Below are 12,093 nucleotides of genomic sequence, written 5' to 3'. Positions count from 1 at the left end.
TAAATGATTCATATTAAAATTCAAGCCCATTGCATTATGGGCTTAAATTTACTAAATTGACTTAACAGTACCGCCATCAACACGAAGTATTGCTCCGCTTACATAGTCAGAATGCGGGCCAACCAAATATAATACGGCTGCGGCAATTTCTTCCGGTCTGCCAAATCTTCCTCTGTCATTAGGGACTAATTCTCTGACGGCATTTTTCTCAATTTCATCAAAGTTGCTGCCCCAATTGTGTTTAGGAGCTTGCGTTTTTAGCCATTGTTCTGTTTGGAGATTAATAATCGCACCCGGGGATACTACATTTGATGTTATTCCTGTTCCTGAAAGTTCACGTGCTAAAGAGACTGACAAATTATGTCTTGCTGCTAAACTTGCGCTATAATGCGGTTGGATGGCTAATGGCTGAGTTCCAAGACCGCCGCCGATATTGATAATGCGTCCCCAGCCATTCTTTTTCATAGAGGGAAGAATAAGCTGTATCATTCTTACATATGACACCACATTTAGATTATAGGTAGTTAGCCAGTTCTGAGGAGTTGTATCCATCCATCCTGTATGGGCATAGGCTCCTGCATTATTGATAAGGATATCGATAGGGCCTCCTTCTAAGGATTTTTTTGCAACTGTTTCCGCACCATTATCGGTAGAAAGATCACCCAATACAACTTGGGCGTTACCACCTTCTAAACGGATTTCTTCAGCAACTTGGTTTGCCCTTTCTTCATTCCTTCCATGTATGATTACAGCAACGCCTTCTTTGGCCAACATTTTTGCAATGGTTTCACCTAATCCATTATTTGAGCCTGTTATTAAAGCCCGCCTATTTTTTAACATTGTTTCCATTATAATTTTATTCCTTTTTGAATTAAATAATTTTTTCCTTCTGCTGTTTCATAGAATTTTGCTGCATCCTCGTGGTCTGTATAAAGTGTAACCGGTAGCCATTGTTCAAACTCTTCGTTTCTAACTTCGTTTGCTTTTTTGAGAATACTGGCAGCTTCGCTTCCCAGAACAAGATGCATTGGCGGTTGGGGATGGTTAACCAAATCGATAAATACTTTAGCTGCTTTTTCCGGGTCACCAATTGGAATAAATTTCCCTGAGCTTAAAAAATCTTTCATTTGTTCGATTGATTCTTCATATCCTTCTACAAAGGGAGCATAAGTCATAGATGTACCTGCCCAGTCCGTTCTGAAACCTCCTGGTTCTACTGATGTTACCTGAATTCCTAAATGTTCAACTTCTTTCCTGAGGGATTCAGAGAATCCTGATAATCCAAACTTTGCGGCCTGATAAATGCTTAAGCCGGCATTTCCGACTCTGCCACCAATAGAGCTTATTTGAAAGATTTTGCCCGAACGCTGCTTTCTCATATATGGTAATATGGTTTGGGTAATTTCTATGGGTGCCAATAAATTGACATTTAATTGACTGCGTACCTGCTCTTCTGTAAATGCTTCTGTTGACCCTGTAATACCAAATCCGGCATTATTAACCAAAACGTCTATCCTCCCAAAATGAGCTATTGCTTTTTCTACTGTCGAATGTATTTGCGACTTCAGGCTTACATCTAATGATAGTATCAGTATTTGAGAAGAATATTGTTCTTCTAAATCCTGTAGTAGTCCTGTATTTCTGGCTGTCGCAACAACCTTGTCCCCATTTTCCAAAACGGCTTTTGTAATACTTCTGCCTAAGCCTCTTGAACTTCCTGTAATAAACCAAACTTTTTCCATTTTTCTAATAATTTTGTTTCTGCAAAGTTCTATTAGATTTGCTCGAATAACTTGGCTGTATGGTTCAAAGTTATTTTGTTGTATGGCTCATGGATATAAAAGGTTAAAGTCTTATTAGAAGTGTTTTTTGATTGAGTAGAATTCATAAATCCAATCTAGGAACATACACAAATTGGATAATCTGTTAAATAAGTGTCAATTGTTTTTAGCCTCTTTTATTATTAATTTACTTTGTAACTTTGCGGTTCAATAAAAATTAGGATGAAATACAAGCTATTATATATTCTTGGTCTGCTGCTCTTAACGGTTTCCTGTAAAGAAGAAGCCAATCAAAAAAGACTGGCTGAACAAGCCAAAGATGCCAAAAAGAAAAAAGTCATTTTTGAAAACATTCAAAAGGGTTGGGATTTTTATGATGAACCCATCAATGAAGCTACTGAGGAAAGCGTAAAAACATGGACTGAGTTACGTGCGTTCATGCAGGAATTACGACAAAAACCAAAGAGAACAATCAGTGCGTATCAACACAAGTCAAAAGCGATTTCTAAAAAAGTAATGGCTTTAAAAAATAATGTTCCTGAATTATTTAATAAACCACAGGTACAAAGCAGAATTTCAGTTTTGATTACAAAAGTGCGTTTGCTGGATATGTTCATCCATTTAGACAATATTCCGGATAAAAAAGTGGTACAATTAGTTGGTGAAATCAACAAAGAATTAGCCACTTTGCAGCGTCAAATGGATATTTTGACTGAGAAAAGTAAGATTCCGGTGGAAGAAGGTGAAGACGAAATGAGAAGAATGTTATTAGATTCAGCAAGAGCGATTCCTAATTCGGTGATGCCCAATCAATCCGTTATCCCGGCAAGTACACGAGCAATAATTAACCCAAACGACGCCAGAGTTGAGTAAATCTGCCTTATATACCCTTTATGAAACTTCGCCTAAAGTACTGCAAATTGCAGCTGCTTTACAGGAAAAAAATAGCGCCAAATTACATCTTAACGGTTTGTTGGGTTCGGCGGTTTCATTTATTATCCGTTCGGTTTTCAAAAAAGCCGAATTACCTTTTTTAGTCATTTTAAATAATAAAGAAGAAGCGGCTTATTATTTGAACGATTTAGAGCAAATGATAGGCGAGGAAGATGTGTTGTTTTATCCGGCATCGTTTCGTCGTCCTTATCAGGTTGATGAAACTGATAATGCTAATGTGTTGCTTCGAGCTGAGGTTTTAAACCGTATCAATTCCCGAAAAAAGCCGGCAGTCATTGTTTCTTATCCCGAAGCTTTATTTGAAAAAGTGGTAACGCGTCGTGATTTAGATAAAAATACCTTAAAAGTAAATGTAGCTGATAAGGTTTCGATTGATTTTATTAACGAAGTTTTGTTCGAATATGAATTCAAGAGAGTCGATTTTATTACGGAACCTGGAGAGTTTTCTGTTCGTGGAGGAATTGTAGATGTATTTTCTTTTTCGAATGATAATCCGTACCGAATTGAGTTTTTTGGTGATGAGGTCGAAAGTATTCGAACTTTTGATGTGGCAACGCAATTGTCATTGGAACAAAAAAAGAAAATTACCATTATTCCGAATGTAGAAAACAAGGTTTTTCAGGAAAACAGAGAAAGTTTTCTGGATTATATTTCGGAGCAAACGGTGATTTGTATTCAAAATACCGAAGATTTATTCGCACAATTGGATAAACAATTTGCCAAAGCTGAAGAAGCATTCGAAAAATTATCCAAAGACATCAAACACGCTACTCCGGAGCAGTTGTTTTTAGACCAAAAAAGTTTTATCAAGCGGGCTCTGGATTTTTCTATTATTGAGTGGAGCTCGAAAGCGGTTTTTAGAACCACTAAAAAAATGGAATTCCATATTCAGCCACAACCTTCGTTTAATAAACAATTTGATTTGTTACTGAATAATTTGAGCGAGCATCATTTTAACGGATATAAAAATTATCTGTTTTGTTCGAATGATTCTCAGGCGAAGCGTTTTCATGATATTTTCGAAACTTTGGACGAAGCCAATTCCGAGAATATCCGCAAGCAATACAACACCATTGTTTTGCCAATGTATCAGGGATTTATTGACGAAGAAAATCAAATAAGCTGTTATACTGATCATCAAATTTTTGAGCGTTATCATAAATTCAGTATCAAGAATGGCTATTCTAAGAAACAAAATATCACTTTAAAAGAATTGACTTCGCTGTCTGTAGGCGATTATGTAACGCACATTGACCACGGAATTGGGAAATTTGGAGGTTTGCAAAAAATTCAGGTCGAAGGAAAAACGCAGGAAACCATCAAGCTGGTTTATGCCGATAATGATATTGTGTATGTGAGTATTCATTCGCTGCATAAAATTTCGAAATACAACGGCAAAGACGGAACACCGCCTAAAATATATAAATTAGGTTCGAATGCCTGGAAGGTTTTAAAACAAAAAACCAAGGCAAGAGTCAAGCATATTGCGTTCAATTTGATTCAATTGTATGCCAAAAGACGATTGGAAAAAGGATTTCAATATGCACCCGACAGCTATTTGCAAAACGAATTGGAAAGTTCGTTTATTTATGAAGATACGCCGGACCAAATCAAGTCTACTGCAGAAGTAAAAGCCGATATGGAAAGTGATCGCCCGATGGATCGTTTGGTTTGTGGAGATGTAGGTTTTGGTAAAACAGAGGTGGCTATTCGTGCTGCTTTTAAAGCGGTGGACAATAGTAAACAGGTAGCGATTTTGGTGCCAACAACTATTTTGGCATACCAACATTTCCGTACTTTTTCGGAACGTTTGAAAGACATGCCTGTAAAAATTGGTTATCTGAACCGTTTTAGAACTGCCAAACAAAAGTCGGAAACCTTAAAAGAACTGGCCGAAGGGAAATTGGATATCGTTATTGGAACACATCAATTGGTCAACAAAAATGTGGTTTTTAAAGATTTAGGTTTGCTGATTGTCGATGAGGAACAAAAGTTTGGAGTAAACGTAAAGGATAAACTCAAAACCATTGCGGCTAATGTGGATACCTTGACGTTGACGGCTACGCCAATTCCGAGAACCTTACAATTTTCGTTGATGGCAGCACGCGATTTATCGGTAATTACAACGCCTCCGCCTAATCGTTACCCTATTGAAACTAATGTTGTTGGTTTTAATGAAGAGATGATTCGTGATGCTATTTCGTATGAAATTCAGCGTAACGGACAGGTGTATTTTATCAATAACCGAATTGAAAATATCAAGGAAGTGGCCGGAATGATTCAGCGTTTGGTACCTAATGCAAGAGTCGGAATCGGTCACGGACAAATGGACGGCAAGAAACTCGAAGAACTGATGTTGGCTTTTATGAACGGGGAATTTGATGTTTTGGTGGCTACAACCATTATCGAAAGTGGATTGGACGTACCGAATGCTAATACCATTTTCATTAACAATGCCAATAATTTCGGACTGTCAGATTTGCACCAAATGCGTGGGCGTGTGGGACGAAGCAATAAAAAAGCGTTCTGTTATTTTATTTGTCCGCCTTATTCATCAATGACTGAAGAAGCCCGAAAACGTATTCAGGCTTTGGAACAATTTAGCGAACTCGGTAGCGGATTCAATATTGCAATGAAAGATTTAGAGATTCGTGGTGCCGGAGATTTATTGGGTGGAGAACAATCCGGTTTTATAAACGAAATTGGTTTCGATACTTATCAAAAAATCATGAACGAGGCGATTGAGGAATTGAAAGAAAACGAATTCAAAGATTTGTATCCGGTAGAAAATGATATTGAAACCAAAGAATATGTAAAAGATTTACAGATTGATACCGATTTTGAATTGTTGTTTTCAGACGAATACATCAACAATATTTCGGAGCGATTGAATTTGTATAATGAATTGAGCACGATTAAAAATGAAGAAGAATTACAAGTTTTCCAAAACAAACTGATTGACCGTTTTGGTCCTTTGCCTCCGCGTGCCAATGCTTTAATGAACAGCATCCGAATCAAATGGGTGGCAACGAGAGTTGGAATTGAAAAACTGGTAATGAAACAAGGAAAGATGATTGGTTATTTTGTGTCTGATCAACAATCTGATTTCTATCAGTCGAATCGTTTTCATAGGGTGTTGCAGTTTGTGCAAAAACAGCCTTCTCTTTGTAAAATGAAAGAAAAACAAACTCCTGCAGGTTTACGTTTGTTACTGACTTTTGACAATGTAAAATCAACCCGAAGAGCTCTGGAACTGATGGAGCTATTAGGAGAAGGTTAAAAAGATTCTGTCATCTATTCATAAAAAAAGCCCTAATTCGGATTTAGAAATGCGAATTAGGGCTTTTTCATAGGATTTTATTTTAGAATCCTAATCCAACTGCCATAGCTGTTGCCGAAATATTAAAATCTTTCACTTTTGTAGCAGCTCCAGTTGTTAAATTTACTGAGTAAACTGCTGTTGTTCCCCCTACTTTAAACAACCCAAAGGCTTTGTTTGAACTTCCTCCAATATCAAAACCATTTTCTGCTTCAACATCAATACCCAAATCTCCAACTGGAACTAAGACGCCATTATTAGGTGGTGTTTGATTGTAAAGCATATTAGTTGTGTGATCAATCACAAATAAATTGGTTGTTGTTGTAGCAATAAAATTATTAGTGTAAGCAGCAGCACTAACAGCTGGAGTGTTTGGATTTAATATGCCGTCAGTTCCTACAATAGTTCCTAAATCAGGGTGTAACCTTAAATTTTGCCCTGTATTGCTTACTAATCTAATTCTGTCAACAGTTGGATTAAAATCAAATCCAAAAGAAGTACCTGATAATCCTGCTAGAGTATTTATAGCTGTAACTTGTCCGCTTGAAGTATTTACGGTCAACAATCTACTTTGATTGGAAATTGCATATAAAGTTCCTGTTGCAGGTCTAAAGTCTAAACCAACAATTACTTCTCCACTTGCTAATCCCATAAATGCCACTGAATTCATAGTAGGATTAGTCGGGTCAAATCGATACAATTTGTTATCTGTAGACGCTGCAAAGGCAACAGGATTTGTTTTGAAGGCAATTCCAATAACAGGTAGTCCAAAGACTCCTATATTTTCAGCTTTCCCTGTAGTTAAATTAATAGTGTATAATTTTGACTCATTGTTGCTAAAAGTAACAGCCAATGCTGCTTTATTGTCTGGTGAAATGTCAAAATCGCCCACTCCGGCAAAATCAACTGTTAAGCTTCCCACTTCTTCTAAAGTACCATTATTTGGTGGATTTTGAATGTATAATTTATCCTGTGTAAAATCAATATCAAAAAGCTGTGTTGAAGAAGCACCGGCAACGCTATTAGTATAAGCAACAGCTCCAATAGTTGGATTTGTACCTCCGTTTATAGAGCCATCTGGAGCGGCAACAGTGCCAAGTTCAGGATGTAAACGTAAATTTTGTCCAGTTGAGGTAACCAGACGTACTCTATCTACTGTTGGATTAAAATCAATACTAGCGTTAGCATCACTTAAAGCTGGAGTGAATGCAGCACTTCCTAAAGCAGTAGCCAAACCGGATTCTTCATTAATAAAATAAAGGCGGCTTGAAGTTCCCAAGGCATACAATTGACCTGTTGCCGGTCTATAATCAATACTAACTATTTTTTCAGATGTTGGCAAACCGGTAATAGCAACTGTAGAAATAGGCTTTGACAAATCTTTGGCATTATACTTTACAATACTATTTGTATTAGTCAATACTGTAAAATTTACATCTGGTGCCATTGGTTTTGTATTTGACGAATCATTATCATCATTACAAGAAAAAATGGTTAATGCTAATGTTCCTAATAAAAGGAATGAAGCGATACGATTGTTAAAAATTCTTTTGTTCATAAATATCAGATTTTTCGTTAAATCATTATTTACGAATAAACTTTACTTATGGTTTTAAAAAAGTATAAAATTTTTAATATTTTCTTGCTTGACAAAATACAAGACTTCCCGAATCGAACATTCTATTGATTATTTACTTTTAACGACCTATAATCAACCTGAAGAACAGTGAAATTTATACGATGTTAGAATTATAAAAAAAAGCTTCTAATTTTTAAAATTAGAAGCTTTATAATTGAAACTATAAAAGTTTAGTTTTTCAAATCTTTGATTACTTTAAAAGCAACATCAACCTGATCTTCGCCAACTAGAATAGTAAATTCATTTGAAGTTGAAATTACTTCATTAATAATGATTCCTTCCCAAGCCAGACGCTGAAAAATGAAATAATAAATTCCAGGAACTACAATATTTTCTTTTGGTAATTTTACCGTTATAGAAGCAAGGTTGTCTAGTTTTTGAATTAATTTTTCGTTCGAAAAATGTTTGTCAACCAGTTTGTTTACCGTATTGCTTACCACAATGTTGATTTCGTTTACACCTCTTGATGAAGTATAAAAAACATCAGGAAATCCGTTGATGTCTGAAATTAATTCGGCTTGTTTGTTTAAAACGGTTTCCGAAACTGAAAAAGTATAATCCGTCAAAGCAGATCGAACAGTAATTTCGCCTATGTTTTTAATTACTTTATTGATTTTATGATTCAGTCTAAAATCCAGTTCTTCTGTCAATCGTTTTAAAGACATTACAACAGCGCCCTGTTTTACTTCTTTTCCAAATTCGCTCTCTAATTCCGACATAATGTTTCGGGATAAAGAGGTTAGGTTAATAATTCCAAGGGACAAAGCATTCAATAAAAATGGTTTTGTTTTGATGTAATTCTCGACAATTGATGAAACTGTTTTCATAATTAAATAAGTGTTTTTACTTAGTTTTTGAATCGATTTACTTAGTTAAATCGTTAAAAATATGGGCAAATATAATTAAAAAAACAATTTGTTACAAAAATAACATCAAAAAATAACGTTAAAAGTGATAAAAAGCGTCTGTAATATGTTCAATTACAAAAGATTTATGCTCTTTATGGATGGCAATAATGTCAAATCTGACATTAAAATCGAGATTGTTCTCAACTACGTAGTTGTCTATGGCTTTCGTAAGTAGTTTTATCTTTTTCGAATTTACAAAGTCCTGAGGCAGACCAAATTCAATAGAAGAACGGGTTTTTACTTCGATAATAGCTAATGTATCGTTGATTTGGGCAATAATGTCTATTTCGGCTTTTTGAAAAGTCCAATTGGTTTCTAAAATAGTATAACCATTGGTTTGTAAAAAATCAACGGCTAATTCTTCTCCTAACTTACCTAATTCATTGTGTTCGGCCATTTAGAAATAGTGTTCAGTAGTCAGTATTTAGTGTTCAGCGGTTAGCTTGCTGTTGAAATTGATTTTTGAAATTGCCATTGAAATCGATTAATTTTCAAATTTCAGGATACTTTTTTCTCTAGTCACTTTCATGGACACTTTGCTTCCTAAAATCAAAGCTCTGTTGTCCTGAATATGTCCTGCCGGGAAATTATAAATAACCGGAATATCATATTTTTTAGTGACATCTTCTATAATTTGAACCGCATTTTTTCCCCACGGAATATCGTTGTCTTTCATTTTTGTCATCGATCCTACCACAATTCCTTTAATGCTTTCTAAACAGCCATTGCGTTTTAAATTCATCATCATTCGGTCAATGTGATAAAGGTATTCGTCTAAATCTTCGATGAATAAAATTTTGCTATTACAATCAATTGCTGATGGAGAGCCAAACAAACTGTATAAAATAGAAAGATTTCCGCCGACTAATTCTCCTTCGGCAGAACCTATTCGATTCATAGCATCAGAAGTAATTTCGTAATTCAAAGGTTCGTTAAACAAAGCTTGTTTTAATGTTGCAATTGCTTCTTTAGTAGCTCGCGGAGCAGTCACAGGCATAATTCCGTGAATGGTTTTATAGCCTAAAGTATTCAGGTGATTGTGTAAAACTGTGATATCACTAAAACCTACAATCCATTTTGGACTTTGTTTGAATTTTGTAAAATCTAATGAATCGATTATTCTAACCGTTCCATAACCGCCTTTTACACACCAGATGGCTTTAATATTAGGATTGTCCAGTTGCGCTTGAAAATCGGCAGTTCTTTGTTCGTCAGTTCCTGCTAGTTGGTTATTATCAAGTCCAATGCTGTTTCCTATTACTACTTCCAGTCCCCAGCTGTGCAATAAATCGATAGCGGGTTTTAAATTGTTATCAGTATATTTTCTGGCAGTGGCAACAATAGCAACGGTGTCTCCTTTTTGTAAAGCGGCTGGTGTAATCATGTGTTTTTGGGCTTGACTGGTAAAAGATTGAAAAATAAAAATCAGAAATAGCGATATGCTCAATATTCGGTTTGTAATTAAAAATCGAGAAGTAAACATATTGGTATTTTTCCTGAATAAATAAAAATTTGAGAATGCTTTTGATAGCATCAAAACAAAGATAGCTAAATTCAAAAAAAATTTGCGCTTAGTTATACAAAATGAATTAAATTTACTACAGTCCTTAAATTGAATTGGTTATGAAAATACTACGATGGATTGTAATGCTTGTTTTCTTGTTTTTACATCAAATGGGTTTTTCGCAGCAAAAAAGCTATCGAATTCATACGGTTGCTTTTTATAATTTCGAAAACTTATTTGATACTATTAATAATCCAAATACTAATGATGACGAATGGACTCCCCAGGGAGCACAACGCTGGACTTCTAAAAAATACCAACAAAAATTAGAAAATCTTACAAGGGTTTTAACCGAAATAGGCAAACCCGAAAACTCCAATTCACCCACATTTATAGGTTGTTCCGAAATAGAAAATCGAGGAGTACTGGAAGATTTAATCCAACAGCCTAAAATGGCTTTGCAGGATTATGGAATTATACATTTTGATTCGCCGGATAAAAGAGGAATTGACGTGGCTTTGTTGTACCAAAATAAATATTTTCAACCAATTTCTTATGCTAATATTCCACTGCGAATTTATAAAAAAGAGACACAAAATCACGAATTAGTTACTGCTTCGGAAGATGATGATGAGGTATTTCAGAGCAATTTTGATAATCGGGTTTTTACACGAGATCAGCTTTTGGTCACCGGTTTTTTAGAAGGAGAAGAAATTCATATTATTGTCAATCACTGGCCGTCGCGTTCAGGCGGAGAGAAAAAATCAAGTCCGTATAGGGAAGCAGCAGGATTATTGAATAGAAAAATTATCGATTCGTTACAAAAAATAAATTCAAATGCTAAGGTGATTACAATGGGGGATTTAAACGATGGACCTTTCGATAAAAGCATTAAAAAAAGTCTGGGTGCTAAAGGTAATAAACAAGAAGTTCCTGAATTTGGAATTTACAATCCGTTTGAAGAAATGGCTAAAAAAGGTTTGGGAACCATCGCATTTAGAGATTCCTGGGATATTTTTGACCAAATTATGGTGACACAATCGCTAATAAAAAATGATTTTTCGAGTTATCAATATTGGAAATCCGGAATTTACAATAAGAGTTATTTAATTCAAACTTCAGGACAATATAAAGGATATCCTAAACGGCATTCGGCTATTGAAGTGGGTTTTAGTGATCATTTTCCGGTTTATATTTATCTGATTAAGCAGGCAAAATAGATAACATAAAGTCTAACTGCGAAAAACATAAAGTATTTCGCAAGTATCGCAAAACTTTGTGGTATTTGTATTTTTAAAGACAAAGAATGATTTCTCATTACGTCCTTTGCGTTTAGATTGAAACCAAAATTCTTTTTTTCGTACCTTAGCTTTTCTTAAAAAAAACAACTCAAAATGGCAATTTCAAAACCTTTTAACCTGACAAAATGGATTGACGAAAACCGTCAATTGCTTAAACCGCCTGTAGGAAATAAAAATTTATATGTAGATTCAGGAGATTACATTGTAATGATTGTTGCGGGTCCAAATGCCCGAAAAGATTTTCATTATAATGAAACCGAAGAATTGTTTTATCAGTTAGAAGGTTCCATAGAAGTCCATATTCAGGAAGAAGGGGAGCGTAAAGTGATGCAGCTTAACGCCGGCGATATGTATTTGCATCCTGCCAAAGTTCCGCATTCTCCGGTGCGTTCCGAAGGTTCCATAGGTTTGGTTATCGAACGCAAAAGAGCAGGCAAAGGTTTTACAGATGGGCTGATGTGGTTTTGTGACAATTGCAATCATAAACTCTATGATGTTTATTTTGAATTGAATAATATCGAAAAGGATTTTCTGCCGCATTTTGAGCATTTTTATAATTCAGAACATTTGCGTACTTGCGAAAAATGTGGAACGGTTATGGAAACAGATCCAAGATTCACAGCCAAAAAATAATTTTTTCAGAAGCTATTTCCCGCTATCCACTCTATCTTTTCCTGCTTAAAGAAA

General features: G+C 35.3%; 10 protein-coding genes. 4 read left to right on the top strand and 6 right to left on the bottom strand.

The features are described 5' to 3' along the window. Positions 1 to 51 precede the first annotated feature (51 nt). Entirely contained in the window at positions 52 to 849 is a 798-nt protein-coding gene (locus FEM21_RS09085) for an SDR family NAD(P)-dependent oxidoreductase (protein WP_035659691.1), read from the bottom strand. Further along, positions 849 to 1,742 (bottom strand): SDR family NAD(P)-dependent oxidoreductase, encoded by an 894-nt coding sequence (locus FEM21_RS09080; RefSeq protein ID WP_035659688.1) that lies wholly within the window; start codon positions 1,740 to 1,742, stop codon positions 849 to 851. Before FEM21_RS09080 ends, FEM21_RS09085 begins: the two co-directional genes overlap by 1 nt. Positions 1,743 to 2,003: 261 nt before the next feature. Between FEM21_RS09080 and FEM21_RS09075 the strand changes: the two genes are divergently transcribed. After that, a complete protein-coding gene (locus FEM21_RS09075) occupies positions 2,004 to 2,654 on the top strand; it encodes a hypothetical protein (protein WP_035659686.1) in 651 nt (216 codons plus the stop codon). Continuing rightward, positions 2,647 to 6,015 carry a transcription-repair coupling factor gene (gene mfd / locus FEM21_RS09070; protein WP_035659684.1) on the top strand — a complete coding sequence of 1,123 codons (3,369 nt, stop codon included), beginning with the start codon at positions 2,647 to 2,649 and terminating at the stop codon, positions 6,013 to 6,015. Before FEM21_RS09075 ends, mfd begins: the two co-directional genes overlap by 8 nt. A gap of 82 nt (positions 6,016 to 6,097) precedes the next feature. Here mfd and FEM21_RS09065 read toward each other — a convergent pair whose 3' ends face one another. The 4 genes from FEM21_RS09065 to FEM21_RS09050 all read right to left on the bottom strand — a co-directional run bounded on the left by FEM21_RS09065 (position 6,098) and on the right by FEM21_RS09050 (position 9,985). Next, entirely contained in the window at positions 6,098 to 7,612 is a 1,515-nt protein-coding gene (locus tag FEM21_RS09065) for a DUF4394 domain-containing protein (protein ID WP_035659682.1), read from the bottom strand. Positions 7,613 to 7,863: 251 nt separating this feature from the next. Beyond that, on the bottom strand, positions 7,864 to 8,520 hold the full coding sequence (locus tag FEM21_RS09060) for an aspartate kinase (RefSeq protein WP_035659681.1): 657 nt from the start codon (positions 8,518 to 8,520) through the stop codon (positions 7,864 to 7,866). Positions 8,521 to 8,638: 118 nt separating this feature from the next. Further along, positions 8,639 to 8,998 carry a YraN family protein gene (locus tag FEM21_RS09055; RefSeq protein WP_035659680.1) on the bottom strand — a complete coding sequence of 120 codons (360 nt, stop codon included), beginning with the start codon at positions 8,996 to 8,998 and terminating at the stop codon, positions 8,639 to 8,641. An 87-nt stretch (positions 8,999 to 9,085) separates the two neighbouring features. Next, a complete protein-coding gene (locus FEM21_RS09050) occupies positions 9,086 to 9,985 on the bottom strand; it encodes a S66 peptidase family protein (RefSeq protein WP_152547386.1) in 900 nt (299 codons plus the stop codon). A 239-nt stretch (positions 9,986 to 10,224) separates the two neighbouring features. Between FEM21_RS09050 and FEM21_RS09045 the strand changes: the two genes are divergently transcribed. After that, complete coding sequence (locus FEM21_RS09045) at positions 10,225 to 11,325, top strand: endonuclease/exonuclease/phosphatase family protein (protein WP_035659676.1); 1,101 nt, start codon at positions 10,225 to 10,227, stop codon at positions 11,323 to 11,325. A 174-nt stretch (positions 11,326 to 11,499) separates the two neighbouring features. Beyond that, positions 11,500 to 12,039, top strand: coding sequence for a 3-hydroxyanthranilate 3,4-dioxygenase (locus FEM21_RS09040; protein ID WP_035659674.1), 540 nt, complete (start codon positions 11,500 to 11,502; stop codon positions 12,037 to 12,039). The last annotated feature ends 54 nt before the right edge of the window (positions 12,040 to 12,093 follow it).

The organism is Flavobacterium seoulense, from assembly GCF_000695795.1.
Lineage (GTDB): Bacteria > Bacteroidota > Bacteroidia > Flavobacteriales > Flavobacteriaceae > Flavobacterium > Flavobacterium seoulense.
The sequence above is the reverse complement of the archived record's forward strand: the minus strand, read 5'-3'. Positions and strand labels throughout refer to the sequence as shown.

What these genes read in the sequence shown, in the direction of transcription:
- FEM21_RS09085 (WP_035659691.1), bottom strand. Translation starts at nt 849, where the DNA reads ATGGAAACAATGTTAAAAAATAGGCGGGCTTTAATAACAGGCTCAAAT.
- FEM21_RS09080 (WP_035659688.1), bottom strand. Translation starts at nt 1,742, where the DNA reads ATGGAAAAAGTTTGGTTTATTACAGGAAGTTCAAGAGGCTTAGGCAGA.
- FEM21_RS09075 (WP_035659686.1), top strand. Translation starts at nt 2,004, where the DNA reads ATGAAATACAAGCTATTATATATTCTTGGTCTGCTGCTCTTAACGGTT.
- FEM21_RS09065 (WP_035659682.1), bottom strand. Translation starts at nt 7,612, where the DNA reads ATGAACAAAAGAATTTTTAACAATCGTATCGCTTCATTCCTTTTATTA.
- FEM21_RS09060 (WP_035659681.1), bottom strand. Translation starts at nt 8,520, where the DNA reads ATGAAAACAGTTTCATCAATTGTCGAGAATTACATCAAAACAAAACCA.
- FEM21_RS09055 (WP_035659680.1), bottom strand. Translation starts at nt 8,998, where the DNA reads ATGGCCGAACACAATGAATTAGGTAAGTTAGGAGAAGAATTAGCCGTT.
- FEM21_RS09050 (WP_152547386.1), bottom strand. Translation starts at nt 9,985, where the DNA reads ATGATTACACCAGCCGCTTTACAAAAAGGAGACACCGTTGCTATTGTT.
- FEM21_RS09045 (WP_035659676.1), top strand. Translation starts at nt 10,225, where the DNA reads ATGAAAATACTACGATGGATTGTAATGCTTGTTTTCTTGTTTTTACAT.
- FEM21_RS09040 (WP_035659674.1), top strand. Translation starts at nt 11,500, where the DNA reads ATGGCAATTTCAAAACCTTTTAACCTGACAAAATGGATTGACGAAAAC.